Here is a 26,011-nt window from a genome sequence, read left to right as displayed (position 1 = left end):
CAACACCGAACCCCCGGCCCGGCGCATCTTAGTTGCGTTCGCACCATAACAAACGTCGGTTTGTTATCCAGCGACACCCAAGCAAGGCTGCCACGCGGGCTTAGGGGTCCAGTGGGTCGCCGGCGTCCAGCGTCAACGCCGACACGGTGGGCAGATAGGCCACGTCGAAGGGCGACACCCGCTCCAGCCCGGTGAAGGGGACATAGCCCAGATCCTCCTGGTTGCGGGTGGCGAAGCGATCCTCGGTGATATAGCCGCTTTGCCCCAGGTCGGTGACCACCAGGGCCTTGCGATCCATGGGCATGCCATAGCGATAGATCAGGCGGTCAGCATTGCGCAGATTGGTGGTGGTGTGGCGGGCGTGCGGTTCCACCAGGATGGCGTCGGCGGGCACGCCATAGTCCTGGACCAGGGTCTTTTTCATCTCCAGCGCCTCGTTATAGGGCGTCTGGTTAGGGTGGACGTAGCCGCCGCTGACGATGATGACCGGCGCCTTGCCATCGTGGAAGCGCTTGGCGGCCAGCTTCACCCGCAACAGGCTGGGGGCCGACAGGGCCACGCCCGCCGTTTCCGGCCCGTAGCCCGGCACCACCAGAGCCGTGTAGGGATAGTTGGCCCATTTGACAGTCTTCAGGCGGGCCAGCGCCGCCTTGTTCTCCCCCGCCTCCAGGGGTTCCAGGCGCCCGGCCTCGTCCCGGCGGTTGATTTCCAGCAGCAGCAGGGCGAAGGCCTCGGTCGGCTCGAAAAACAGGCTGTCATCGGCCAGACCATCCGCCAGGACGGAGGCCGCACTCTTCACCAGCGTACCATAGGCGGGCGTGGCCACGTCATAGGCGGGGCCATCAATGGCGGGGCCGCGCGGCTTTTCCCCGCCGCCGTAGACCGCCAGGATGTGGTGGGCGGCGGCGGCGGCCTGGGCCCAGGCGCGGACGACCACGTCGGCATCCTGGCCCGGCGCCGCCGGGTAAAGGCCGCTGGCGTCCAGCGCCGCCACCAGGCGCCGGGCGGCCTCGGGATGGGCCTTCAGCGCGGCGGCCAAGGCCTGGCTTACCGCGCCGACCTCGGCCTCCGACCAATCGAAGCCGCGCACGTAACAGCCAGTGTCGCCGCCGCAAGCCTCCACCGCCCCGCGCGCCCGGGCGCGGCGCTCCGCCGCCAGGCGGCTCAGGTCCGGCGAGGTCGCCACGGCGGCCAGCGCCTGCGGGTCGCGGGCCAGCAGGCTGAGGCCGTAGAACAGCTTGTCACGCAGCGGCTGCTTATAGACCAGGGGCTTGGATGCGGGTACCGGGGGTTCGGCGGGCAGCGCCGGTCCCGCCATCGCCATCCCGGCCACTGCCGCAATCACTACCACCCGCGCCCAGCACCGCATATTCCACGCCCCCCAGTCCGTTAAAGAATGGCCCCGTTAAAGGAGGGACCCTACACGGGAACGGCGTCGCTTGCATGACCATGCGCGCCGCTCCGCATCCGAAGGTCCCCGCCCCATCGGAACATTGCGCACAGTGGAAACCCGCAGTCATAGTGCGCGGCGCTTCACTATCGCCCAGCCAGGACCATCGACCACCTTGCCCGCCCTGTCCCGCCTCTCGCTCCTGGTGCTGATCCTGGTCCCCCTGCTCGTTCCCGGGACAGCGGCCTGGGGCGCCGCCCGCCCCAAGACGGCCAAGGTGCAGGTGGACGACGGCGCCGAAATGGTGCCCACGGTGCGCTTGCCCGACACCGCGCGCCCCTTGCGCTATCGCCTGAACCTGACCATCGACCCGGACCAGAGCGAGTATTCCGGGCAGGTGGACATCAAGATCGCGCTGACCAAGACGTCGGACCATGTCTGGCTGAATGGCCGCGACCTGGAGATGGCGGCGGTGGAGGTGGTGACCGCTGCGGGGGAGCATCTGCCCGCCACCTGGGAGCAGGTGACGCCGGATGGCGTGGCGCGGGTGGACTTCGCCCAGCCGCTGCAGCCGCAGACCCTGACCCTACGCTTCACCTACAGCGCCCCATTCGACCCCTCGCTGGATGGCCTCTACCGGGTCAGCGAGAAGGGCCTGAACTACGCCTTCAGCCAGTTCGAGGCCATCAGCGCCCGCCAGGCCTGGCCCTGCTTTGACGAGCCGCGCTTCAAGACGCCCTACGACATCACCCTGACGGTGAAGGCGGGGGACGAGGCGGTGACCAACACCCTGCCGGTCCGGCAGGAGACGCTGCCCGGCGGCGGCCGACGCCTGACCTTCGGCACCACCCGGCCGCTGCCCACCTATCTGCTGGCGTTCGCCGTGGGCCCGCTGGACATCGTGAAGGGCCCGACCATTCCGCCCAACGGCGCCCGGCGCAAACCCATCCCTGTGCGCGGCGTGGCCCTGCACGGGAAGGGGCCCCGCCTGGCCTATGCCCTGTCGGTCACGCCCGGCCTGTTCCTGACACTGGAACGCTACTTCGGCATCCCCTACGCCTACGGCAAGCTGGACCTGATCGCCGCCCCCGACTTCGACGCCGTGGGCATGGAAAACGCGGGCACCATCCTCTACAGCGAGCAGCGGCTGCTGGTGGCGGCCGACGACACGGTGGACGCCCGCCGGCGCTTCCTGGTGCTGCATGCCCATGAGATCGCCCATCAATGGTTCGGCGATCTGGTGACCCCGGCGGGGTGGGATGACATCTGGTTGAACGAGGCGTTCGCCAGCTGGCTGGCGCCCAAGGCGGTGGATTCCTGGCAACCGCGCATGCTGACCGCCCGGATGGTGGAGCAAGAGGCGCTGGAGGCCATGGATCTGGATTCCCTGGCCTCCACCCGCGCCATCCGCCAGCCCATCACCACCACCAGCGACATCGAAACCGCCTTCGACAACATCACCTATCGCAAGGGTGCGGGCGTGCTGGCGATGATGGAGTCCTATGTCGGCCCCGCCGCCTTCCGCAAGGCGGTGACCACACATCTGCGGCGCCATATCGACGGCGTCGCCACCGCCCAGGACTTCTTCGGTGCGCTGGCCGACACCATGCACGACCCGGTGCTGGTGGAGTCGCTGCGTTCCTACATCAATCTTCCGGGCGTGCCCCGCCTGTCCCTGGGGTGGACCTGCCCCCGCACGGGGCTGCAAGTCCTGACAGCCCAGCGCCGCTACCGCCCTTTGGGCTCCGAGGCCAGCACGGCGGCGCACTGGACCCTGCCGCTGTGCGTCCAGCCCAACGCCGCCAGCGCGCCGGCCTGCATGATGGTGACGGCGGCGCGCCAGACCTTTCCGCTGGGCCAGTACGCCTGCCCGGCCGTGCTGGTGCCCAACGCCACGGGCACGGGCTATTTCCGCCTGTCGCTGACGACCGAGCATTGGCGCCGGCTCCTCACCGTACTGCCGCGCCTGCCTGCGGCGGAGCAGATGGCGCTGCTGGAAAGCCTGTGGGGAGAGGTGGTGGCCGGCCACCAGCCCCCGTCGCTGTACCTGACCGCCGCCGTCAGCCTGGCCGGGGTGCCCGCCTGGGACGTCGCCTCAGCCTCCTTCCCCCGGCTGAAGCAGTTGCTGGACCTGGCCCCCACGGAAGGGGACCGGGCGGCGTTGCGCCTGTTCCTGCTGCAGGCATGGCGCCCTGTCATGGCCCGGGTAGGCCTGACGCCGGGCAAGCTGGACCGGGTGGCACCGGAAAACACGGCCCTGTTGCGGGACCGACTGGTGGCCTTCCTTGCCCTGGAACTGCGGGACGAAACCGTGCGGGCCCAACTGATGGCCCTGATGCGCGACCCCAGCGCCCCGCCCCCGGCGGAGGTACAGGCGACCGGCATGGCGGTCCTGGCGCAGGAATTGGGGCGCCCCTACGTCGACGGCCTGATCGACCAGGTGAAGACGTCCACCGACGCGGAGCACCGGGAGATGGCGCTGGACGCCCTCAACCGCGTGACCGACCCCGTCCTGGCGGCCCAGATACGCGACCTGGTCTTCGCCCCCTGGCTGAAACTGAACGAGGTCAACATGCTGATTCGCGGCCAGGGACGCGAATCCAGCCACCTGCCAGCCTACTGGGCCTGGGTGCAGGCCAACATCGCCCACATCCGCGCGCGCGGGTCCACCACCACCATGGGGGCGCTGCCCCTGCCGCTGGAGGGTCTGTGCAGCGCACCGGCGGCGGATCAGGTCGAAGCCTTTTTCCGGCCCCTGGCCGGGGAGCTGGAAGGGGGCGGGCGCACCGTCGACCAGGCGGTGGAACGCATCCGCCTCTGCGCGGCGCAACGCGCCAGCACCCTGTCCCAAACGCCCCCCGCCCCCGCGCCGCCGCCGGGGCAAAGGCCATAACCCCTCAAGCTTACCTCCCGAAAGTTTCGGTCATCTGGCTGAATTGTTTAAGCCAATGGCTTACTGTACCAACTGAATGGACAGTGTCCCCGTGGGGGGGCGGCGACGCCGGGGCATGCGGGTCCAACACGCACCGCAGTGGTGTGCGCTGGGTCGGTGCGCAGGGATATGCGTGGGCAGGCGCCCTGGTGGCGGCCACCGCCCGCAGCGTCATAGGCATCGCGGTGGGATGACCAGGTTCAGGGGACGCATGAGTCAGGTAGCAATCAACGAGGACGCCGGACCGATTGACCATGCGGCGATACGCCTGATGATCGTCGAGGACGATGCGTTGGTGGCCTTGGGCATCCGCCTGACGGTGGAGGATTTGGGGTATGAGGTCTGCGGCATCGCCGCGTCGGAGCCGGAGGCCATCGCCCTGGCCGCCAGTAGCCACCCCCACCTGGCGCTCATGGACATCCGCCTGAAAGGCACGGTCGACGGAATCGACACGGCCCGGCGGCTGCGGAATGAATTCAGTCTGCGCTCGGTCTTCCTATCGGCCTATACGGATGAGCAGACGATGGCCCGGGCCAGCCAGACCTATCCCTTGGGCTTCGTGCAGAAGCCCTATTCCGCCGGACAGTTGAAATCCGCCCTGGATTTGGCGTTGCGGCGGCTTGCCGCACCCAAGGACTAGGGCGAAATCGCCGTTGAGCGCCGGCCCCCCAGGGCTCAAAAAGGCTTAGGACGAATTCTTTCTTGGAATGGCGGCCCATCTGTCGTGTTATCAGGACGATAGCGCCGCCTTCCTGGTTAATGCGCTGTCAAAGTTTCACACATCGTTCGGCGGCTTTGCCTTATTTCCGCCGGAAGGTGTTGCAAAATCATTGTCGTGGTCCGTGAGCCTCGGGCCACGACGTCAAGACGTGCGGAACCAATCCGCGCGTAAAGACGCATAGAAGGAGAGGAATATGCGCTTTAAAGCCCTGATGCTCGCCCCGGTTCTGTTGGTCGGTCTGGCTGCTTGCGACAAGCACGACGCCCCGGCCCCGGCGAAGACCGAAGCCCCCGCCGCCGCCCCGGCGGCCCCTGCGGCTGAAACGCCGGCCACCCCGGCCGCCCCGGCTGACAGCTCCGCCACCCCGGCGCCGGCCCCGTCCGACGCCACCCCGGCCCCGGCCACGCCGGAGCCCTCCACGACCGAACCCCCGAAGGGCAACTAAGCCAGTTCGTCGGGGCTTTGGCCTAACGTTTACGGGCCCGTTCCTCACCGGAACGGGCCCGTTTTCGTTTCAGGTTCCCTCAAACGCCGGGCGGCGGCATCCGCCGCCTTGGCTCATCCTCGATTTCCAGTCCGCTCACGCTACCCGGAAATCTCCGGCGGACGCCGTCGCGTCCTACGCTTCGGGTTCCCTCAAACGCCGGGCGAAGGCATCCGCCGCCTTGGCTCATCCTCGATTTCCAGTCCGCTCACGCTACCCGGAAATCTCCGGCGGACGCCGTCGCGTCCTATGTTTCGGGGGCCCTCAAACGCCGGGCGAAGGCACTGCTCACTCCACCTCGACAGGGCGGGGGCGGCCGTCTTCGCCGATCGCGACATAGGTGAAGACGCCCTCGGTCACCTGGACGGCCTCGCCGGTGGCGCCGCGGCGCACCCAGGTGTCGATGCGGACACGGATGGAGGTGCGGCCCACGGCCAGGATCTCGGTATAGCAATTCAATTCGTCGCCCACCGCCACCGGGCGATAGAACTTCATGGCCTCGATGCCCACCGTCGCCACCCGGCCCCGGGCCCGGCGTATGGCCTTGGCGGCACCCGCCAGGTCCATTTGGGACAGCACCCAGCCGCCGAAGATGTCGCCGTTGGCGTTGGTGTCCGCCGGCATGGCGAACGTGCGCAGCGCCGGCGCGGTGGAAAAGTCGGGGGTGGGCGGCTGGTCGTTCATCGATCCGTACTCCTGAAAGCGATACAGGCCGCCCACCCCCGATGTGGGAGGCTGGCGGGTCCGTTCTTACAAAATGTGGTGGTTGGCGGGGATGCCCCGCCGCCCCAGTCCTTGAACTGCGGCGACGCCCACTCCTATAATGGGGTATGAGCGACCTTTTCCAGAACACCGCCCGCAAGCAAGACAGCTATTCCGCCCAGGACATCGAGGTCCTGGAGGGGCTGGAGCCTGTCCGCCGCCGTCCCGGCATGTACATCGGCGGCACGGACGAACGCGCCCTCCACCATCTGGTGGCCGAGGTGCTGGACAATGCCATGGATGAAGCGGTGGCCGGCCACGCCAACCGCATCGACCTGGAATTGGCCGCCGACGGCACCGTCTCCATCCGGGACAACGGCCGCGGCATCCCCGTGGACGATCACCCGAAATACCCCGGCAAGTCGGCGCTGGAGGTGATCCTCACCACCCTGCATTCCGGCGGCAAGTTCAGCGGCAAGGTCTACGCCACCTCGGGCGGCCTGCACGGCGTGGGCCTGTCCGTCGTCACGGCCCTGACCGACCAACTGACGGTGGAGGTCGCGCGCGACCGCACGCTCTACACCCAAAGCTACAGCCGGGGCGTGCCCCTGACGCCGCTGGTGAACGCCGGCCCGGTGAACAACCGGCGCGGCACCCTGGTGCGCTTCCATCCCGACGCCCAGATCTTCGGCGAGGGCGCGCACTTCAAGGCGGAACGGCTGTACCGCATGGCGCGGTCCAAGGCCTATCTGTTCCGGGGCGTGGAAATCCGCTGGAGCTGCGATCCGTCACTGCTGAGCGACGACAGCGCGGTACCGGCATCGGAAACCCTGCACTTCCCCAACGGGCTGCTGGACTATCTGATGTCGGCCCTGAAGGACCGGCGCACCGTCACCCCCACCGCCTTCGCCGGCCAAGCCGACTTCCCCAACCAGGCCGGCCGCGTGGAATGGGCGGTGGCCTGGCCCGAGGATGACGAGGGCTTCAGCCACACCTACTGCAACACCATCCCCACCCCCCAGGGCGGCACGCATGAGCAGGGCCTGCGCCAGGCGTTGACGCGCGGCCTGAAGGGCTATGGCGAGCTGGTGGGCAACCGCAAGGGCCCGTCCCTGACGGCCGAGGACGTGGTGGACGGCGCCACCATCCTGCTCTCCGTCTTCATCCGCGACCCGCAGTTCCAAGGCCAGACCAAGGAAAAGCTGGTGAGCGCGGAGGCTGTCCGCCTGACCGAGGCGGCCATCAAGGACCATTTCGACCATTGGCTGTCGGCCGCCCCCGACGCCGCCAAGGTGCTGTTGGACCGCCTGGTGGAAAAGGCGGAGGAGCGGGCGCGGCGCCGCGCCGCCAAGGATATGGCGCGCAAGACGCCCACCCGGCGCCTGCGCCTGCCGGGCAAGCTGGCCGACTGCTCACGCCAAAGCTCCGAAGGCACCGAGATCTTCATCGTCGAGGGCGACAGCGCCGGCGGCAGCGCCAAGCAGGCGCGCAACCGCGAAACCCAGGCCATCCTGCCCCTGCGCGGCAAGATCCTGAACGTGGCCTCGGCCAGCACGGACAAGCTGCGGGGCAACCAGGAACTGAGCGACCTGGTGCAGGCCCTGGGCTGCGGTGCCGGCAAGGACTTCTCCCCCGACCGGCTGCGCTATGAGCGCATCGTCATCATGACGGACGCCGACGTCGACGGCGCGCACATCGCCTCGCTGCTGATGACCTTCTTCTATCGCGAGATGCCGGCGCTGATCCAGAACGGCAACCTCTACCTGGCCCTGCCCCCGCTGTATCGCCTGTCCCAGGGCAGCAACGTCCGCTACGCCCGCGACGACGCCCACAAGGACGAGCTGCTGGCCACCGTGTTCAAGGCCAACCAGAAGGTGGAGATCAGCCGCTTCAAGGGCCTGGGCGAGATGCAGCCCAGCCAGTTGAAGGAAACCACCATGGACCCGGCCCGCCGCACCCTGCTGCGCGTGACGGTGCCGGACATCCGCGATCCCGATCAGAAGGACGACGCGGAAAGCACCGCCAGCCTGGTGGAAAGCCTGATGGGCCGCAAGCCGGAGCTGCGCTTCAAGTTCATCCAGGAAAACGCCAAGTTCGCGCAGGATTTGGACGTGTGACCAGCCCCACCGCACCGGAAAACGAAAACGCCTGAACGGGGGGACCTGTTCAGGCGTTTCGCGTTTCACGGCAGGATAAACCGCGGCGGCTTTCAAGTCAGGCCCCGAAAGCCGCCACGGCTCACTCAAGTGTGCCAGGAACCACTCACGGCGCCGCTGTAGTAGCTGTTGCCAGTGCTCGTCGCCGTCGTCGTCAGCGGGTTGTAGCCGGAGTGCGACGATTGGAAGGTGGTCATCGCGCCCAGCAGATTGGTGACGTCGGTCGGCGACAGGATGTAGCCGTCGCTGGCCTTGATGGTGGCGACCTCGTTGCTGGAGCTGGCGAACCAATTCTTCAGCGTGACGTCCTGGACAACGCCAAGTTGATCAATAATCAGGTCGTTGCCCGACTGCTGTAGCCAGACTTGGTCGTGAGTGACGAACAAATCCAACTCACCGCTGGGGCCAACGCCGTTGGTGGATATAGAGAGTGTGATGCCATTTCCTCTGGCAGCGACCTGCTGGCTAGTGCCATGGATTGTGGCACCAGCACCAGAGTAGAGCGTGACTGCGTTATTATTCCCGTTAATCACGGTCTGGGCATCGCTGGTGACAACCGACCCATTACTGATGTTGGCCGTGTTGTTCGTCCCAACGATCCAGAATCCATCCCCCGAACCAGTGGCAGTTAAAACGTTGTTGTCGCCCCATATGCCAACGTTGTCGTTGCTGTCCACCGTCACCTGATTGTTGGACCCCGTCAGATCAGCTCTCGCGTTTTGGGTCAGTCCCAGTGTGCCATTCGAAAGGCTGACGGCGTTTGCAGTATTATAATTTCCCCCGCCGGTGATCGTCAGCGTGCCACCAGACTGCACATTGATGCTATTGCCGCTGCCGTTGACGAAGGCACTGCTGCCGGTCGTTACGGTAACCGTCTCCCCGCTGACGGTCGCACTGCTGCCCGTCCCGGTTATCCAGACACCGCCACCGCTGCCCGTCACCGTTAGAACGTTACCATTGCCGTTGAGGGCGGTGTTGACGTTGCTGCCGGCCGTCACCTGATTGCCATCGCCATAGATGTCAGCGCGAGAATTGTCCGCCTCAACCACCGTGGCGCCGGAGAGGTGGACATTGTTCACCGCTCCGTAGAGACCGTTGCCGCCAATGTTCAGTGTGTTGCCCGTACCACCGGTGATGGTCTCTCCTGAACCGCTCAGGCTGACGCTGGCGCTGTTGGCCAAGGCCAGCGTGCCGCCACTCTGCGTGATGCTGTGACCCGTGCCGCCGATGATCAGGGACGACGTGCCACTGCCGACGACGATCACGTTGTCACCAGTGCCGGTGATGGTGGCGCTGCTGCCGGTCGTTACGGTAACCGTCTCCCCGCTGACGGTCGCACTGCTGCCCGTCCCGGTTATCCAGACACCGCCACCGCTGCCCGTCACCGTTAGAACGTTACCATTGCCGTTGAGGGCGGTGTTGACGTTGCTGCCGGCCGTCACCTGATTGCCATCGCCATAGATGTCGGCGCGAGAATTGTCCGCCTCAACCACCGTGGCGCCGGAGAGGTGGACATTGTTCACCGCTCCGTAGAGACCGTTGCCGCCAATGTTCAGTGTGTTGCCCGTACCACCGATGATGGTCTCTCCTGAACCGCTCAGGCTGACGCTAGCGCTGTTCGCCAGGGCCAGCGTGCCGCCACTCTGCGTGATGCTGTGACCCGTGCCGCCGATGATCAGGGACGACGTGCCGCTGCCAACGACGGTCACGTTGTCGCCAGTGCCGGAGATGGTGGCGCTGCTGCCGGTCGTTACGGTAACCGTCTCTCCACTGACGGTCGCGCTGCTGCCCGTTCCGGTTATCCAGACACCGCCGCCGCTGCCCGTCACCGTTAGAACGTCATCATTGCCGTTGAGGGCAGTGTTGACGTTGCTGCCGGCCGTCACCTGATTGCCATCGCCGTAGATGTCGGCGCGGGAATTGTCCGCCTCAACCACCGTGGCGCCAGAGAGGTGGACATTGTTCACCGCTCCGTAGAGACCGTTACCGCCAATGTTCAGTGTGTTGCCCGTACCACCGGTGATGGTCTCTCCTGAACCGCTCAGGCTGACGCTAGCGCTGTTCGCCAGGGCCAGCGTGCCGCCACTCTGCGTGACGCGGTGACCCGTGCCGGAGATATTCAGCATGGCGCCCGTAGGTGTGACATTGATTACGTCGCCGCTGCCACTTATCCCTTCCGTCAGGCCCGTTGTCGTCCCTGCGATAGTCAGATTCACGCCAGTCAGCGATAGAAGGTCATCCCCACCACTGATCAGCAAGGAACTGATGCCCGTCAGCGTATCGCCAATGGAAGAGCCCTGAACCTTGGCAGTGCCAGTGCCCCCCCCAAGCGTAATGACCATGTTGCCCGAGGCGTAGGAGGCCGAAGCCATTCCGCCCGCGGCCTGTAGAGTGCTGCCCCCACCGTTGCCGATCAGCGTCGCCGTCCCCCCTGTGGCTTTCAACGTCGACGCACCACTGCCAGCGATCAAGGTGTCACCGCCGCCGGTCGACACCAGCGTCGCAGCGCCCAGCGCCGTCGCGACAGCGTAGTCACCCATCACTGTCGCGGCATCGCCGGCAGTAATCGTAACGACGTCGTTGCTGCCCGAAGTAATCAGAGAATGAATGCCAATAAGGGTATCGGACACACCACTGCCCGCGAGCTTCGCCGTGCCTCTTGAAAGATCAATGACAATGCTGCCGGCGTCATACTTGGCAATACCGACTCCACCCGTTACCGCGAGCGTACTGCCCGCGCCGGTCCCCACCATCGTAGTGCTGCCGCCCGCGCTTCTGAGAGTGGCTGTACCTTCCGTTGCGATCAGGGTGTTATTGTTACCCGACGAAATGGCAATATCATTCTTGCCACCAACGACGACGCTGTCACCAGTTCCAGTTGTCCGGATGGTGCTGTTATCTATGTTGAGAGTTTGACTTACGTAGTTATCACCAATGGTGACGGCTATGGATTTACTGCTGGTCAGCGTACTGCCTGTACCACTGAGAAAAAGCGTTTGCCCCGTACCGGTTCCGGTAAGGGATATGGTGCTATTGGTTGTTGTTAACGTCTCAACGGCATTGTTGATGGCATTTGTGTTTATGGAGATGTTAGCATGTTGAGCACCGTTTGCCATTGAAACCGAATAGCCGCTTCCACTTATACTTACTGTGTCGTTGCTCCCCCATACCTGCAGCGTGGTGATCCCAACTAGTGAATCGGCACCCGTTGCCCCCAGTGCTTTTGCGCTGCTGGTAGCGCCCAAGGAGATGGACATGTTATCTGCGAAATAGCGGGCTGTGCCGTGTGAGCCCTGATCCGTAAGTTTGTTGCCTAGTCCATTGCCAACGAGTACGGCGGTGCCAGCGGCCGCGATCAGTGTTCCCTGACTACCAGAGGCCGTAAGTGTATTGTTGGAACCGCTCGTTAAAGTAACAGCAGCATTGCTGGAAATTGCGATAGAATTTCCAGTCCCGCTAATGGTCTCGCTAGCTCCATAGGCAAATATGGTATCCGACGTGGCGGCCACAATTAAATTTGGATTATTCAAATATAGAGTGGATCCGCCATTATTTGCATATATGTGAGCACCAGAAATATTTGTTCCGGCAAACGAAACGTCCGACGCCAAACCATCGACGTATATCGACGCTACCAAGGTCGTGTTCATCTGAACTGTATTGTGAATACCGCCGACATGCAGTGTTTGGCTTGATGTTGCACTCGGCTTTGTCAAATAAATATTATTACTATTCCCATTTACCGTTAACAACGCTGCGGAAGATGAATTATTAAATGTAATTGCATTACCATCTCCATTTATAGTATCCGATTGACCGGTAACAATTATATTTGGATCAGAACTAATAGATGTCGTGGCCCCATTCGCGGATATTGTTGTCATTTCCCACCACATTGTTATACTGAGAGCTACTGAACCCATCGTTCATAGCTCCAAAATCCGCGTCCTGAGCGTCAGATCATTCGAGGCGCGGTCGAAAACGTGGTCCCAGTCGCCTTCGGCGCGGGGACGGAACAGGCGCATGGTCGGGTACCAGGGGCAGTCGGTGCGATCGAGCAGCCACAGCCAATGGGCGACATCGCCCAGCAGCACCCATACCTCCTTACCCAGGGCGCCGCTGATCAACACCTCCGCCTTAGCGTATTCGCCTTGGTCATGCAACGCCGCGACCCGGCGCATGACCTCCACACTGGACAGGGGAAGGGTGAGGGCACCGGCTGCAGACATGGGCGACTGTGCTCCTGCTCCATGAACCAGGCGTCAGTTCATCGCTGGAGACGTCGTCACTTGCACACCACCGCCAGCGGCTCACGCCCAAGCGACGCTGGCAGCAAAGGTTATGATTACCCCCAACGGCGGAGGCCATCTAAATAGGAATATCGCAGTACGGCAAATGATTTTTGCGAGTATTTTTCGGCGGATTTGTAACTTATCGCTTGCAGGCAGCCGGCTTAGCGACACCTCGGGTATTCCCTGTCTTGGCCCTGGTTCCCCGTTCCGCTCAAGGTCACGGTGTCGCCCCTGCCATGCACCTGGATCACGTCCCCGGTGGCATTGATGGTTTCGGCGCTGTTGCTGGCGGTGATGGCAATAAAAAAGGCCGCGTCGCCGCGGCCTTTTTCGAATGAGCAACCTGAACACGACCAGAGTTCTGGCCCAGCGTCGCCCCTAACTCAGAAAATCACCGGATGGACGGCTCAGTGGCCGTGACCGCCGTGGCCGTGGTCGTCATGGCCATGGCCGCCGTGGCCGTGATGGCTGCTGGCTTCGGCCGGCTTCACGGCGGCGATGGACAGCGCGGCGAGCAGGCTGAGGCCGAGGAAAGCAGCGATGCCGATGGTGACCATGGGTGTCATCCTTCAATGCGAAAGGCGGTTGAGCCAACAAGGGAAGCCTAGACCAGTTTTCGCGCGTTATGCAACCGGCCAGGTGACAATGTCGTGTCATCTATCCAGATGATGGGGGTGTGGACGGCGAAAACAAGGCCCGGCGGGACAATCGCGCCCCTTTCCAGACCCGCACCGTGATGCCGCGCCCTCCGCATGAGGCGGAGGGATGCGCCGACGACTCGGGGTGCCACACCCCAGGCACTAGGGAAGAAGGAGACGCGGCAGTTGACTTCAAAGGAAATCCTTGCCCTTGCGGGCTGAAATTGATATCGAACGCGCGACCCTTGACCATGTCGTGACCTTCCGCCAAGTCGCGCATGGCTCCAGTGTGGGCAGCGCCGGGCCGTCTTTACTGGTCTTGGAGGCCGCCTCCAGTTACGTTGAGACGGGTTTGGGCGTGGGAATGGCGGCCCCGTCAACCTGGCGCTTTGTCCTTAGGAGGGTTGGCAATCCTGCCAAACCCATCCCCTAAATGACGCACACCATACAGATATAAGGTCGCATGCTTTTCTCGGAAATTGGGCTAGGCCCGGAAGTCCTTCGCGCGGTTGAAGACGCGGGCTATAGCCAGCCGACCCCGATTCAGGAAAAGGCGATCCCCTGGGTGCTGCAGGGCCGCGACGTGCTGGGCTGCGCCCAGACCGGCACCGGCAAGACGGCGTCGTTCACCCTGCCGATGATCGACATCCTGGCGTCCGGCCGCGCCCGCGCCCGCATGCCCCGCTCGCTGATCCTGGAGCCGACGCGCGAGCTGGCGGCGCAGGTGGCCGAGAACTTCGAAGTCTACGGCAAGTACCACAAGCTGAACATGGCGCTGCTGATCGGTGGCGAGTCCTTCGGCGACCAGATCAAGAAGCTGGAGCGCGGCGTCGACGTCCTGATCGCCACCCCCGGCCGCATGATGGACCTGTTCGATCGCGGCAACATCCTGCTGTCGGACATCAAGATCCTGGTGATCGACGAAGCCGACCGCATGCTGGACATGGGCTTCATCCCGGATATCGAGCGGATCGTGGGCCTGCTGCCCAAGATGCGCCAGACGCTGTTCTTCTCGGCCACCATGCCGCCGGAGATCCGCCGCCTGGCCGACGCCTTCCTGATGAACCCGCGTGAGATCACGGTGGCCCCGCCGGCCTCCCCCGCCGCCACCGTCACCCAGGCGGTGGCCATGGTGCGGGGCGAGGACAAGCGCGAGGCCCTGCGCCACCTGCTGCGGACGGAGGACGTGAAGAACGCCTTCATCTTCTGCAACCGCAAGCGTGATGTCGCCATCCTGCACCAGTCGCTGACCAAGCACGGCTTCAACGCCGGCGCGCTGCACGGCGACATGGTGCAATCCAAGCGCACCGAGACGCTGGAGCAGTTCCGCCAGGGTGAGATCGCCCTGCTGTGCTGCAGCGACGTGGCCGCCCGCGGCATCGACATCGCCGGCGTCAGCCACGTGTTCAATTTCGACGTGCCCCACCACGCCGACGACTATGTCCACCGCATCGGCCGCACCGGCCGCGCCGGCAAAACCGGCCGCGCCTTCATGCTGGCCACGCCGGACGACGGCCGCACCCTGGACGCCATCGAGAAGCTGATCGGCCGGGAAATCCCGCGCATCATGATCGACGGCCTGGAAACCCCGGACATGTCGGAAGGTGAGAGCGAGGGCGGCCGTCGCCGCCGTCCCGCGCGAGGCGCCAGCCCGCGCGGCGACGCCAAGGGCCCCCGCCGCCGTGGCGGTTCGGACGCCCCGCGCGAGAGTCAGGCCGCCGTCGAAGCGGCCCCGCAGGTCGAGGAAGTGGCGGAAGCCCGCCGCCCCGAGCGCGCGGAGCGTCCCGAGCGGAGCGGCCGTGACCGCGACCGCGGCCGGAACCGGGACAGCCGCGCCGATGCCCCACGGGACGTCGCGCGGGCTGAGACCCGCCCGCCCCGCCAGGATGATCGGGGTGAGCCGCGCCGCCGCTGGCGTGACGAGGATGACGGTCCGAGCGTGGTCGGGTTCGGCGACGACGTGCCAGCCTTCATGCTGCGCGTCGCCCGCCCTGCGCCCCGCGCCGCCACGCCGGAAACTTTCGAGGACGCCGACACGCCCGAGGCGTGACGGCCGAAACGCCGGAGGCTTGAAAGCATCCCATGCAGACCATCTTCGTGCAGATCAAGTGCGAGCTGGGCAAGGCCTATGACGTGGCCGATTCGGCGGTGGAGTGCCTGGAAGAGGTGTCCGAGGTGTACTCCATATCCGGTCAATATGACCTGATGATGAAGTGCTATCTGGCGGATGGGGCCGACATCGGCCATTTCGTCACCCAGCGCCTGCAAACCCTGCCAGGCGTCAAGGACACCTTCACCATCATCACCTTCAAGGCCTTCACCTAAGACTTCCGCCGGCTCGCTGGCGGACCGGGATCGTGCGGCCGACGCCGACGATATCGGAAGATGCGCCCGTGGAACGGGCCAGCCGTGTTGACTTGGCCCACGGCATGGGCAAGAAGGTGATCCATGAAGCGGAGCAAGGACATCGGCCAAATGGCCTGGAACGGCGGCAGCCCCATCGGCGGGCCCCTGGACGAAACCCTGGGCGACCCGTTGAGGAGTGTGTCCCGTTGAACGCATGCCCCCTGATCGCCTCCCCGCTGACCACCCGGCCCCAAGGCAAGCGCGCCGCCGTGATGGGCGCCCTGATGGTCGGCCTGATGTCGACCACGGCGCTGGCGCAACAACAGCCGGCAGCGACCACGCCCCCAGCCACCACGCCCTCTGGCACCACGCCCTCTGCCACCACGCCCCCTGGGGCACAGGCGGCCACACAGCCCCCCAAGAAGGACCAGCCCCCCGTCCTGCTGGAGGCTGACCAGGTCGACACCGACAACGAGCTGGGCATCACCACGGCCACCGGCAACGTCCAGCTGTCGCAGGGCGGCCACGTCGTCCTGGCCGACACCATCAGCTACAGCGAGCGGACGAACGTCATCACCGCCAGCGGCCACGTGGTCATGATCCAGCCGGACGGCGAGGTCATGTTCGGTGATTACGCGGAGCTGACGGAGGACCAGAAACAGGCTTTCGTCGACCAGTCCCGCATGCTGCTGCAGGACAACAGCCGCCTGGCCGGATATCAGGCGGAGCGCATCGACGGCCGCTACACCCGCGTCACCCGCGGCACCTACAGCCCGTGCAAGCTGTGCGAGGACGATCCGACGCAGCCACCCACGTGGCAGATCCGGGCCAAGCAGGTGACGCACGACAGCACGTCGCACGACATCTACTTCCGCGACGCCACCATCGAGGTGGCGGGCGTTCCCATCACCTACCTGCCCGCCTTCTCCATGCCCGATCCCTCGGTGGACCGGCGCAGCGGCTTCCTGACGCCCACCATCGGCTACAGCAGCAACCTGGGCATGTTCGCGCGGGTTAAGTATTATTACGACATCTCGCCGGACAAGGACCTGCTGTTCGACCTGACGCCCAGCGCCAATGACGGCCTGCTGATCGGCGGCAAGTACCGGGAACGCTTCACCAACGGCTATTTCGAGGTGCAGGGCGCCGCGACCTACGCCGAAAACACCCAAAGCTCGAGCACCGGCACCATCAGCCCCAAGGAGCTGCGCGGTTGGGTTCAGGGCATCGGGCGCTTTGACATCGATGACGCCTGGCGTTGGGGCTTCGACCTCAACCGCGTCACGGATGACAACTTCCTGCTGCGCTACAGCTACAGTTCCGAACAGCTGCTGACCAGCCGCCTGTACACCGAGCGCTTCGCCGGTCGCGACTATTTCAACGCCGGCATTTACGGCTTCCAGGACCTGCGCCCGGCCAACACGCTGGAAGAGCCGGTGGCCCTGCCGCTGATCACCTACAGCGCCATGGGCGAGCCGGGTGAGACGCTGGGCGGCCGCTGGTCCTATGACGCCCAGATCCTGGACCTGTGGCGGGAGCAGGGCACCCGGTCCCGCCGGGCCTCGCAGGTGGCCGGCTGGCAGGGCGACTACACCAACAGCCTGGGCATGGTGACGACGGTGAACGCCCTGGTGCGTACCGACGGCTATTCCATCGCCAACCAGGAGAACAGCGTCACCGGGGACCGCGAAAGCTTCAACCGCTTCCGCATCTTCCCCCAGGGCCAGATCATGACCCGCCTGCCCTTCGTGCGCGATGATGGCACGGTGTCGGAAATGATCGAGCCCATCGTGGCCTTCACCGCCGCGCCCAACTATCACAACAGCCGCGACCTGCCGAACGAGGACAGCGAGGATATCGAGTTCGATTCCACCAACCTGTTCCGCCTCAGCCGCTACCCCGGCGTCGACCTCCTGGATGGCGGCCAGCGCGTCACCTACGGCATCCGGGCCGGCGTGTACGGCAATGGCGGCGGCAGCAGCACCCTGTTCTTCGGCCAGAGTTACCGTCTGCAGCACAACACCGATTTCGCGGTCAATTCCGGCCTGTACAGCCGTCAGTCGGACTATGTCGGTCGCCTGGAGCTGACCCCCAGCCCCTGGATGGACGTGAGCTATGGCTTCCGTCTGGATCCGACCACCGGCGCCCAGCGCATGCACGACTTCACCGGGTCGTTCGGCCCGTCCATCTTCCGCGTCTCCGGCAGCTATCTCTACATCAACAAGCTGGAACTGCAGAACGGCACGGTCGCCGACACCACCACCAACCTTCAGGAAGTCAGCGGCGGCGTCAGCTCGTCCTTCCTGAAATACTACACGGTGGCACTGTCCACCCGGTACAACCTGGCCGAGGGCGGCGGGCCCGTGTCCACCAGCCTGACCACAACCTATCAGGACGACTGCTACACCTTCTCGCTGATCATGGAGCGCGACTATTCCCAGCGCATCGGCATCGCGTCGGGTAACCGCATCTACTTCCGCATGATCTTCAACAAGCTCGGCATGTTCGTCAGCCCGGCCTTCACCGGCACCGCACACTGACGCATCGGCGTCGGCGGGCATCGGGCCCATAGTTCCGTATCGCGATCCGGCGGGTCCCCCGGCAGGGGCCCGCCCACCCCGAGGGAGAGAACCGATGCCCGCTTCCCCACCCAACCGCCGTTCCCTGTTCCGGGGCCTGGCCCTCGCCGCCCTGGCCGTCACCGGCATCACCGCCACCGGCCTGGTCACCGCCCAACGGGGCGATGCCGCCGCGGCCCTGCCCAGTTCCGCCGCCGGCTCCGCCTACGATTACAAATTCACTTCCATCGATGGCGACCCGCTGCCGCTCAGCCAGTTCAAGGGCAAGGCCATCCTGGTGGTGAACACGGCCTCGCTCTGCGGCTTCACCCCCCAGTACAAGGGGCTGGAGGCGCTCTACACCGCCTACAAGGACAAGGGCCTGGTGGTGCTGGGTGTGCCGGCCAACGACTTCCTGGACCAGGAGCCGGGCAGCAACAAGGAAATCAAGCACTTCTGCGAATCCACCTTCGCCATCGACTTCCCCATGACGGAAAAGGAAGTGGTGACGGGCGACAAGGCCCACCCCTTCTACAAATGGGCCAGCGCCGCCAAGGGGGCGCCGAAGTGGAACTTCCACAAGTACCTGATCAGCCCCGAGGGCGCCCTGATCGCCGCCTTCCCCAGCCGGGTGGAGCCGGAATCGCCGGAATTGAAGGCCGCCATCAATGCGGCGCTGCCCCATAACAGCTGAGACCCAATCCGTTTCGTCATGGTTGGTGTCGATGGCGACCGCCGCCGCCGACGGTATAAGGCCGACAGCCGCTTGAGTTTGCGGGGCGGCCCCGCTAGGGTCAGGCCCGGGAGACATCGTTTCCCGGGCTTACTAATTCCTTGTTCTCCCTGACCTATCTGCTGGGTGTTGGCGCCACCATGAGTTATGGCCTCTATGATTACAGCCGCCGGGCCCGCCGCCGTTTCTGGGGGCGTCTGGGCAAGTTCCTGCTGCTGGCCGGCGTTGTCGGCGTGGCCTGCGCCTTCAGTTACGAGGTGGGACAGGAACAGCTGATCCGGCGGGAGCAGAACCTTCAAACCCAGCTGAACCAGGCCCAGGCCTCCAAGGAGGAGACCGAGCGCAAGGTCGCCCAACTGCAGGCCGCCCTGCAGACAGCGGAAGTGCGGGTGAGCGAGCTGCAGGTGCGCTATGACCGCGACGTGCCGACCGGTGACCTGGGCCGGCTGAAGGACCTGCTGGCCAAGAAGATGGTGGAGGGCGTGGACGCCGGCCGCCTGGCCCTGATCATCGAGCAGACGGGCACCCCGCGTTCCTGCGGCAAGGCGGAGACCAAGCGCTTTGTGCTGTCGACCTCCTTGTACAAGGGCCCCAACACCTCGGCCGGCTTCGCCGATGGCGCCATCACCGTCTCGGGCGAAGGCGCCACCTCGCGCAGCCCCGACGGGGCGCCGCAATCCTGGTTCGATCCGGCCAAGCCCGTGACCCTGAAGTTCACGGACAAGAACGGCAAGGAAACCCAGACGACAGGTATGCTGCCGCTGCAGCATTCGGTGATCATCGATGACACCGAATACCGCTTCAAGATCAGCCCCGGCTCACGCTCCTTCGTCGACGTCGTCGGCGATCACTGCCCCTTCCCCTGATAGGCCCTTACCGTCTCCGATCCTGCGTGCCGCCGGCGGACAGGTCGCCGGCATCCAGGTCCAGATCGAGATCAACCGGATAGCCGCCGTAGAACTCCGGGTTCACGCCGCGGAGCAGCAGACGCGCACGCGGGTCGGTCAGGATGGGTCCCGTCGGCTGCACTGTCAGGGCCTGGTAGTCGTAGTCGGCCAGCGCCCGGGTGACCAGGGCGACCTTGCCGTTGTGGTCCGGGTTCAGGACCACGGGGATCCCGGCCTCCCCCCCAGACCTGTCGCTGTAACCGATGTGGCCCGGCCCTTCCGCTTCCAGCCCGCCATAGGTCAGCACCGGCGTCAGCCCGTCGAAGCGTCCCAGCAGGCGGCCGCCCAGCGTGCCCTGGAGGGTGTAGCCCGCCGCCGACCAGCCTGGCAGCGCCCGGGCAAGGTCCACCCCGCTGACGGTGGCGCTGAATCCCCCGTCCTCGTCGGGGGCCAGGTGGACATGACCACCGGCCCAGCTCAGATCCCCCCCCTGAAGCAATACCCGGCCATCGACCAACTGAAACTCCAACCCGAGGTCACCCAACGCCAGCGCGGCGCCAACCGCCTTGGCCTTGAGATGCTGCGCCGGTGGGCTGTGCAGCGGGAAGAGCCCGTCCAGCGTCACCTGGCCGTCCAGGCCGTCGATGGACAGACGCGGCCCAAACAAGCTGACCCCCTCGGCCCGCAGATCGCCGGAGCCCGCCAAACGCCCCTGGTCCCAGGACAGCCGGGCGCCACCGGCAATGGTGCCCAACCCGCTCATCGGTGCCGCCAAGCCGGCACCCGGCAGCAACTGGGTCAGGTCCGGCACAGCCGACAGGGTCAGCGGCTCCAGCACCGCCGCCGCCTCCCCCCGCTGATCCGCCGCCGTCCAATGCCCACTCACCCCCAGGACCAGCGGCGTACCCAGCCCCCGGGCCTGGCCGGCCAGCGTCAGCGCGCCGGCGGGATCGCCCGACAGGGTGACCGCCAGCGCCAGGGGCGGCAGCACGGTCCCCTGCACGCGGCCCCCATCCAGGGTGACCTGCCAGGGACTGCCCCGATGGGTGCGATCAAAGCCGGCGGATAGGTGTGCGCCTTCCAGGCGGGCGTTGAGCAACACGGGGGCCGCCAGCGAGACGGCCGTGGCCTCCAGGGTGCTCAATCCGCCGGCGTCCCAGTCGGCGGCGGCGCGCAGGTCGGTGGTGCCACCGGCGACCAGGGGCGCGCTGGCCGGCCCCAGCCGCCCCACCACCGCACCCTGCACATCCACATGGCCGCGCCGCTCCTTGCCCAGCCCACCCTGCCAAGTCACCGCCAGATGGCCATCCGCGCCAGGGTCCCAGCCCAGGCTGACGGGCGTACCCTGTCCGTCCCGCAAGCGCCCCCCGGCCTGCGCCGGACCGACCAGGGCCAACGCCCAGGCTCCGTCGCCCTGCGGCGTCGCGGTCGCGGTGAGGCCCAGGAAGGATGCCATCAGGGGCAATTCCGGCGCCGTCACCCCCTCTGCCGACAAGGCGAGGGCCAGCGCGCGCCCATCAGCGGTTCCGGTCAGCGTCAGTTGGCCGGAACCGCTCCAACCTGCGGCCGCCGGGGCGCCGGCCCCCCGGGCCTTGACCACCACGCCCCACGGGGCCGCTGCCGCCCCCGCCGGATGCTGATCCCCCGCCCACGGCCGGGCGCCCTCCAGCGTCAGGTGGGCGTCGGGCGTGTCGACGGTGGCGCTGATCGTCCAGCGGGCGGTGTCGCCCCGCCCCACCAGTTGGCCGGTCAGATGCCCGGCCACAGGGCCTGGCCAATCGCGGACCCGCAAGCCCGTCACCGTCAGGTCGGCCTTGGTCGTGTTGTCGCCACCGGCGGCCACGGTGCCGGATACCCGCGGTCCGTCGCCCGGCGCTGGTTCCACCGTCAGTTTGGGCCCATCCTGCGTCTTGGACAGGTGCAGGGTCAGGGCGCATGCCGGCCAGCCTTCCCCCGGTTCCAGTACCGCCTGGCCCTGCCAGCCGGTCGCCGCTCCCCCCCGTCCCTGCCGGTCCAGGGTGGCGTTCACCACCAGCGGCACGGACCAGTCACCGTGAATCACCTGCGCCGCGCCGATTTCGACATGGTCGATGGGCATGTCCATCAGCCGGGCCAGGGCCTGGCCGTCGACAAGCCCGGCATCCACGCTGACGCCCGTCAGGGCCAGGCGCGCGGGCGTGCCCCACGGGACCAGGCCGGTGAAGGTCACCAGCGCCGTGTCCGCCTCCAGCCCGGGCTGCAGGCGCACGCCCGCCTCCAGCCAGCCCCAGCCGGCATGCCGCACCGTGACCTGTGCCTGGGGAAAACCGGCCTCGACCAGGGCCGCCGCCAGCCGCGGCTCAGCCGTTGCCGGCAAAAACAGCCGACCGGCCAGAATGGCCCCGGCGATGGCGAGGCCAGCCGGCGGCAGCGCCCAAAGCCACCGCTTGCCCCAAGGCGGCAGGTGCCGCCGGGGCTTGGCGGCCCGGACGTCAGGCGGCCGCATCCCGGGCGGCGGCCGTAAAGGGGGCATGGACATGAGGGCGTACCGATCCCTTCCCGGCCCCGGTGGTACCCGGAACCGTGGTGGAGAGTGACAAGACAGGCGATGGCCGACAAGCCAGGACGCAGCCCCCTGCGCCCGGCATGAACCTCCATCGCGCGGTCCCGATCGACCTCCCATGCAAGGTCCTTGCCGTTTCAGACCCCTGGCCATTTCGGCGCCCCCTCCGGCAACCTTGCCGCAGGCAGGGGGCGGCTCCGCCACAAGGGCGGTTCAAATCGGCGGGCGGGGGCGCTATGGTCCGACGACCGGCAAAGCCGGATACGGACGCGCCCACCACAAAAACGAGCTTCCCAAAATGGATCTTGAGAACACCCTGTATCTCGACCTGCCGGCCGGCCGCGTCGTCATCGCGCTCCGCCCCGACCTGGCCCCCAACCACGTCGCCCGCATCAAGGAACTGGCCCGCGACGGCTTTTACGACGGCCTGAGCTTCCATCGCGTCATCGAGGGCTTCATGGCCCAGGGCGGCTGCCCCACCGGTGACGGCACCGGCGGTTCCGGCAAGAAGCTGAAGGCGGAATTCTCGGCCGAGCCGCACGTTCGCGGCGTCTGCTCCATGGCCCGCGCCATGAACCCGGACAGCGCCGACAGCCAGTTCTTCATCTGCTTCGACGACGCCACCTTCCTGGACCGCCAGTACACCGTCTGGGGCAAGGTCACCGAGGGCATGGAATTCGTCGACGCCCTGAAGAAGGGCAGCCGCGGTAACAACGGCAGCGTCACCGACCCCGACCGGATCGTGAAGATGCAGGTCGCGGCCGACGCCGCCTGACCCCAACGCTCCGTATCCCGGGTTCAAGGCCCGGGTTCAAAGGTTCGACCGCCCGCCCCCCTAAGGGGGCGGGCGGTCCGCGTTTTGGGGATGGGGTAAAAACAGCCGCCCGGGGCGGCTGGGGCAGGCAAGGTTCGGCAGAAACTGCCGCAACGGCCCTTCCCTGCCGGTCCTGCCAACCCATCACCCAGCCAAGTTATTGATTTTCCTACATCTCGAATGTTGGCATGCCCCCTGCATATAGGGAGGCGACTAACAAGCGGCCGGCATCGACCGGAAGCAGCGTTCGAGGCGAAAATGGAAAACCCGATTTACGTGGCGCTGTCCCGTCAGGAAGCGCTGTCCCGGCAACTGGATGTGGTGGCGAACAACATCGCCAACATGAACACGACGGGCTACAAGCAGCAGCGCATGCTGTTCCAGGAATACCTGGAAAAGCCGGCCCGCGGCGAACGGGTTTCTTTCGTCCAGGATTACGGCCTGATGCGCGACACCCGCGCCGGCGCGCTGCAGGTGACCAACAACACCCTGGACCTGGCGCTGAAGGGCGACGGCTACTTCACGCTGGAGACCCTGTCCGGCCCCCGCTACACCCGCGCCGGCAATTTCCAGCTGAACGACCGCCGCGAACTGGTGGACCAGAACGGGCTTCCCGTGCTGGACACCAACGACAACCGCATCACCATCCCCGATGGCGCCACCGACATCAAAATCCAGGGCGACGGCACCGTCATGGCCGACCGCGCCCAGCTGGCCAAGCTGAAGATCGTCAGCTTCGACGACCAGCAGCAGATGCAGACCCTGGGCGGCGGCCTGATGACCACCACCCAGACGCCGCGCCCCTCGGCCAACCCGCAGGTGACGCAGGGCGCCATCGAGGCCTCCAACGTCCAGCCCATCGTCGAGTCCACGATGATGATCGACGTGCTGCGCCAGTACCAGATCGCCCAGAAGCTGGTGGAAGAGGAACATGATCGCATCCGCAACGCGATCACCCACCTCGCCAAAGCCCAATAACGCACCCGTGACGCCGAAGAATTAGGAGACACAGATCATGCGCAGCCTCTCCATCGCCGCCACGGGCATGCAGGCCCAGCAGACCAACGTCGAAGTCATCTCGAACAACATCGCGAACATGACGACGACGGGCTTCAAGCGTCAGCGCGCCGAGTTCCAGGATCTGCTCTATCAGAACATGCGCCGCGTCGGCTCCAACTCGTCCGACGCCGGCACCATCGTCCCCACCGGCATCCAGATCGGCGCCGGCGTGAAGACGGCCGCCGTCTACCGCATCAACGAACAGGGCAACATCAACACCACGGGCAACAGCCTGGACCTGGCCATCAACGGCAACGGCTTCTTCCAGGTGACGCTGCCCAACGGCCAAATCGCCTACACCCGCGCCGGTTCCTTCCAGCTGAACGCCAACAGCCAGGTCGTCACCTCCGACGGCTATCTGCTGAACCCCGGCCTGACCATCCCGCAGAACGCGGTGGATATCTCGGTCGACGCCTCGGGCCAGGTGCAGGCCAAGATCGACGGCCAGGTGAACCCGGCCATCGTCGGCCAGCTGACCCTGGCCAACTTCCCCAACGCGGCGGGCCTGGAGGCCATCGGCGACAACCTGCTGCTGGAAACCCCGGCCTCGGGCCAGCCCGCCACCGCCGTCCCCGGCTCCACCGGCTTCGGCCGCATCACCCAGAACGCGCTGGAAACCTCGAACGTCAACGTCGTGACCGAGATCACCAACCTGATCCAGGCCCAGCGCGCCTACGAGATGAACTCGCGCGTCGTCACCACGACGGACCAGATGCTGCAGTCCATCACCAACATGAAGTGATGACGGCGGATAGCGGAGAACAGTCATGAAAGCCTTGGCCACCATTCTGCTGGGCACCAGCATCCTCTTCAGCGCCGGCGCCGCCACGGCCGCCGACCTGCATGGCGACGTGGATGTCAACGCCGACACCATCCACCTGGGCGACCTGTTCGACGCGCTGGGCCCCAACCAGGCCGCCATCGTCATCGGCCAAGCCCCCGCCCCCGGCCACCGCATCACCTACGACGCCTCCGTGCTGGAACGCATCGCCGCCGCCAACGGCGTCGATTGGAAGCCCGCCGGCAATGAGCGCGTGATCGTCAGCCGCCCGTCGGTGGACGTGACCGCCGACCAGATCCAGGCGGCCTTCACCAAGGCCCTGGCTGACGCCGGCGCGCCGGCCGGCATGGAGGTGCAGCTGGACAATCCCGGCACCGTCCTGCGCCTGCCGGCCAACAGCGACAGCAGCATCGGCTTCACCAACGTGAACTATGACGCCGCCCGCGGCCGCGCCACCGGCGACCTGGTCATCCCCGCCAAGGGCGAGCCCGTCATCCGCCAGAGCTTCGGCGCCCGCGTGGCCGTCATGGTCACCCTGCCGGTGCTGAACCGCCGCGTCGCCCCGGGTGAAACCATCGCCGCCAGCGATGTGGAATGGACCAAGGTGCCGCGCACCCGCATCAGCGGCGACGTGGTCACCGAGGCGCGCGACCTGATCGGCCTGACCGTGCGCCACGGCGCCAGCCCCTACCAGCCGGTGCGCACCGATGAGGTGCGGGCGCCGGTGGTGGTCACCCGCGGCGCCGTGGTCACCATGATGCTGCAGTCGGGCAACATGATCCTGACGGTCCAGGGCCGCGCCCAGACCGAAGGCGGCATCAACGAGATCATCCGCGTCACCAACACCGCCAGCAACCGGACCATCGATGCCCGCGTCGCCGGCCCCAACCTGGTCATGGTGCAGCCGGCGGCCCAAGCCCCCGTCCCGGTCGCTACCGCCCGCACCACCCGTACCGCCCTGAATTGAGGAGAGACA

At 66.1% G+C, this 26,011-nt stretch carries 19 protein-coding genes; 13 read left to right on the top strand and 6 right to left on the bottom strand.

Annotation, left to right across the window (positions count from 1 at the left end; genetic code table 11):
- Nucleotides 1-100 precede the first annotated feature (100 nt).
- Nucleotides 101-1,318: a YdcF family protein gene (locus FBZ90_RS05910; RefSeq protein WP_145730104.1), complete on the bottom strand. Its 1,218-nt coding sequence runs from the start codon at nucleotides 1,316-1,318 to the stop codon at nucleotides 101-103.
- Nucleotides 1,319-1,565: 247 nt separating this feature from the next.
- Here FBZ90_RS05910 and FBZ90_RS05905 point away from each other — a divergent pair, with 247 nt between their 5' ends.
- From FBZ90_RS05905 to FBZ90_RS05895, 3 genes are all read left to right on the top strand, one after another.
- Nucleotides 1,566-4,283, top strand: coding sequence for a M1 family metallopeptidase (locus FBZ90_RS05905; RefSeq protein ID WP_145730103.1), 2,718 nt, complete (start codon nucleotides 1,566-1,568; stop codon nucleotides 4,281-4,283).
- A gap of 250 nt (nucleotides 4,284-4,533) precedes the next feature.
- Complete coding sequence (locus tag FBZ90_RS05900) at nucleotides 4,534-4,962, top strand: response regulator (RefSeq protein ID WP_145730102.1); 429 nt, start codon at nucleotides 4,534-4,536, stop codon at nucleotides 4,960-4,962.
- 274 nt (nucleotides 4,963-5,236) lie between these two features.
- Nucleotides 5,237-5,488 carry a hypothetical protein gene (locus FBZ90_RS05895; protein ID WP_145730101.1) on the top strand — a complete coding sequence of 84 codons (252 nt, stop codon included), beginning with the start codon at nucleotides 5,237-5,239 and terminating at the stop codon, nucleotides 5,486-5,488.
- Nucleotides 5,489-5,815: 327 nt separating this feature from the next.
- On the opposite strand, the gene FBZ90_RS05890 is transcribed toward FBZ90_RS05895, so the two are convergent.
- Nucleotides 5,816-6,211 carry an acyl-CoA thioesterase gene (locus tag FBZ90_RS05890; protein WP_145730100.1) on the bottom strand — a complete coding sequence of 132 codons (396 nt, stop codon included), beginning with the start codon at nucleotides 6,209-6,211 and terminating at the stop codon, nucleotides 5,816-5,818.
- Nucleotides 6,212-6,357: 146 nt separating this feature from the next.
- Between FBZ90_RS05890 and parE the strand changes: the two genes are divergently transcribed.
- Nucleotides 6,358-8,346 carry a DNA topoisomerase IV subunit B gene (gene parE, locus FBZ90_RS05885; protein ID WP_145730099.1) on the top strand — a complete coding sequence of 663 codons (1,989 nt, stop codon included), beginning with the start codon at nucleotides 6,358-6,360 and terminating at the stop codon, nucleotides 8,344-8,346.
- Between the two features lie 125 nt (nucleotides 8,347-8,471).
- Here parE and FBZ90_RS05880 read toward each other — a convergent pair whose 3' ends face one another.
- The 3 genes from FBZ90_RS05880 to FBZ90_RS27775 form a co-directional block, all read right to left on the bottom strand.
- Nucleotides 8,472-12,035 carry a beta strand repeat-containing protein gene (locus FBZ90_RS05880; protein ID WP_145730098.1) on the bottom strand — a complete coding sequence of 1,188 codons (3,564 nt, stop codon included), beginning with the start codon at nucleotides 12,033-12,035 and terminating at the stop codon, nucleotides 8,472-8,474.
- A gap of 276 nt (nucleotides 12,036-12,311) precedes the next feature.
- Nucleotides 12,312-12,614 carry a hypothetical protein gene (locus FBZ90_RS05875; protein WP_186455632.1) on the bottom strand — a complete coding sequence of 101 codons (303 nt, stop codon included), beginning with the start codon at nucleotides 12,612-12,614 and terminating at the stop codon, nucleotides 12,312-12,314.
- Between the two features lie 470 nt (nucleotides 12,615-13,084).
- The gene (locus FBZ90_RS27775; RefSeq protein ID WP_186455631.1) at nucleotides 13,085-13,234 is read right to left on the bottom strand and encodes a hypothetical protein; all 150 of its coding nucleotides are present in this window, start codon (nucleotides 13,232-13,234) and stop codon (nucleotides 13,085-13,087) included.
- 544 nt (nucleotides 13,235-13,778) lie between these two features.
- On the opposite strand from FBZ90_RS27775, the gene FBZ90_RS05870 reads away from it, so the two are divergent.
- From FBZ90_RS05870 to FBZ90_RS05850, 5 genes are all read left to right on the top strand, one after another.
- Complete coding sequence (locus FBZ90_RS05870; RefSeq protein WP_145730097.1) at nucleotides 13,779-15,365, top strand: DEAD/DEAH box helicase; 1,587 nt, start codon at nucleotides 13,779-13,781, stop codon at nucleotides 15,363-15,365.
- Nucleotides 15,366-15,397: 32 nt separating this feature from the next.
- Nucleotides 15,398-15,640, top strand: a complete 243-nt coding sequence (locus FBZ90_RS05865) for an Lrp/AsnC ligand binding domain-containing protein (protein WP_145730096.1) — start codon at nucleotides 15,398-15,400, stop codon at nucleotides 15,638-15,640.
- Nucleotides 15,641-15,867: 227 nt separating this feature from the next.
- Entirely contained in the window at nucleotides 15,868-18,201 is a 2,334-nt protein-coding gene (locus FBZ90_RS05860; RefSeq protein ID WP_246130173.1) for an LPS-assembly protein LptD, read from the top strand.
- Between the two features lie 94 nt (nucleotides 18,202-18,295).
- On the top strand, nucleotides 18,296-18,913 hold the full coding sequence (locus tag FBZ90_RS05855; protein ID WP_145730095.1) for a glutathione peroxidase: 618 nt from the start codon (nucleotides 18,296-18,298) through the stop codon (nucleotides 18,911-18,913).
- Between the two features lie 140 nt (nucleotides 18,914-19,053).
- The gene (locus FBZ90_RS05850) at nucleotides 19,054-19,818 is read left to right on the top strand and encodes a hypothetical protein (protein WP_145730094.1); all 765 of its coding nucleotides are present in this window, start codon (nucleotides 19,054-19,056) and stop codon (nucleotides 19,816-19,818) included.
- 7 nt (nucleotides 19,819-19,825) lie between these two features.
- Here FBZ90_RS05850 and FBZ90_RS05845 read toward each other — a convergent pair whose 3' ends face one another.
- Nucleotides 19,826-22,324, bottom strand: coding sequence for an intermembrane phospholipid transport protein YdbH family protein (locus tag FBZ90_RS05845; protein WP_145730093.1), 2,499 nt, complete (start codon nucleotides 22,322-22,324; stop codon nucleotides 19,826-19,828).
- A 355-nt stretch (nucleotides 22,325-22,679) separates the two neighbouring features.
- Between FBZ90_RS05845 and FBZ90_RS05840 the strand changes: the two genes are divergently transcribed.
- From FBZ90_RS05840 to flgA, 4 genes are all read left to right on the top strand, one after another.
- Nucleotides 22,680-23,156, top strand: a complete 477-nt coding sequence (locus FBZ90_RS05840) for a peptidylprolyl isomerase (RefSeq protein WP_145730092.1) — start codon at nucleotides 22,680-22,682, stop codon at nucleotides 23,154-23,156.
- Between the two features lie 297 nt (nucleotides 23,157-23,453).
- Nucleotides 23,454-24,173, top strand: a complete 720-nt coding sequence (gene flgF, locus FBZ90_RS05835) for a flagellar basal-body rod protein FlgF (RefSeq protein WP_145730091.1) — start codon at nucleotides 23,454-23,456, stop codon at nucleotides 24,171-24,173.
- A gap of 37 nt (nucleotides 24,174-24,210) precedes the next feature.
- Nucleotides 24,211-24,996, top strand: coding sequence for a flagellar basal-body rod protein FlgG (gene flgG, locus FBZ90_RS05830; protein WP_145730090.1), 786 nt, complete (start codon nucleotides 24,211-24,213; stop codon nucleotides 24,994-24,996).
- A 25-nt stretch (nucleotides 24,997-25,021) separates the two neighbouring features.
- A complete protein-coding gene (gene flgA / locus FBZ90_RS05825; protein WP_145730089.1) occupies nucleotides 25,022-26,002 on the top strand; it encodes a flagellar basal body P-ring formation chaperone FlgA in 981 nt (326 codons plus the stop codon).
- The last annotated feature ends 9 nt before the right edge of the window (nucleotides 26,003-26,011 follow it).

The organism is Nitrospirillum pindoramense (genome assembly GCF_007827955.1).
Classification (GTDB): Bacteria; Pseudomonadota; Alphaproteobacteria; order Azospirillales; family Azospirillaceae; genus Nitrospirillum; species Nitrospirillum amazonense_B.
This window is presented reverse-complemented; position numbering and strand designations above follow the sequence as displayed.

Coding starts and splice junctions, on each gene's coding strand:
- FBZ90_RS05910 (WP_145730104.1), bottom strand. CDS start 1,318: ATGGCGGGACCGGCGCTGCCCGCCGAACCCCCGGTACCCGCATCCAAG.
- FBZ90_RS05900 (WP_145730102.1), top strand. CDS start 4,534: ATGAGTCAGGTAGCAATCAACGAGGACGCCGGACCGATTGACCATGCG.
- FBZ90_RS05895 (WP_145730101.1), top strand. CDS start 5,237: ATGCGCTTTAAAGCCCTGATGCTCGCCCCGGTTCTGTTGGTCGGTCTG.
- FBZ90_RS05890 (WP_145730100.1), bottom strand. CDS start 6,211: ATGAACGACCAGCCGCCCACCCCCGACTTTTCCACCGCGCCGGCGCTG.
- parE (WP_145730099.1), top strand. CDS start 6,358: ATGAGCGACCTTTTCCAGAACACCGCCCGCAAGCAAGACAGCTATTCC.
- FBZ90_RS05880 (WP_145730098.1), bottom strand. CDS start 12,035: ATGAACACGACCTTGGTAGCGTCGATATACGTCGATGGTTTGGCGTCG.
- FBZ90_RS05875 (WP_186455632.1), bottom strand. CDS start 12,614: ATGTCTGCAGCCGGTGCCCTCACCCTTCCCCTGTCCAGTGTGGAGGTC.
- FBZ90_RS27775 (WP_186455631.1), bottom strand. CDS start 13,234: ATGGTCACCATCGGCATCGCTGCTTTCCTCGGCCTCAGCCTGCTCGCC.
- FBZ90_RS05870 (WP_145730097.1), top strand. CDS start 13,779: ATGCTTTTCTCGGAAATTGGGCTAGGCCCGGAAGTCCTTCGCGCGGTT.
- FBZ90_RS05865 (WP_145730096.1), top strand. CDS start 15,398: ATGCAGACCATCTTCGTGCAGATCAAGTGCGAGCTGGGCAAGGCCTAT.
- FBZ90_RS05855 (WP_145730095.1), top strand. CDS start 18,296: ATGCCCGCTTCCCCACCCAACCGCCGTTCCCTGTTCCGGGGCCTGGCC.
- FBZ90_RS05845 (WP_145730093.1), bottom strand. CDS start 22,324: ATGCGGCCGCCTGACGTCCGGGCCGCCAAGCCCCGGCGGCACCTGCCG.
- FBZ90_RS05840 (WP_145730092.1), top strand. CDS start 22,680: ATGGATCTTGAGAACACCCTGTATCTCGACCTGCCGGCCGGCCGCGTC.
- flgF (WP_145730091.1), top strand. CDS start 23,454: ATGGAAAACCCGATTTACGTGGCGCTGTCCCGTCAGGAAGCGCTGTCC.
- flgG (WP_145730090.1), top strand. CDS start 24,211: ATGCGCAGCCTCTCCATCGCCGCCACGGGCATGCAGGCCCAGCAGACC.
- flgA (WP_145730089.1), top strand. CDS start 25,022: ATGAAAGCCTTGGCCACCATTCTGCTGGGCACCAGCATCCTCTTCAGC.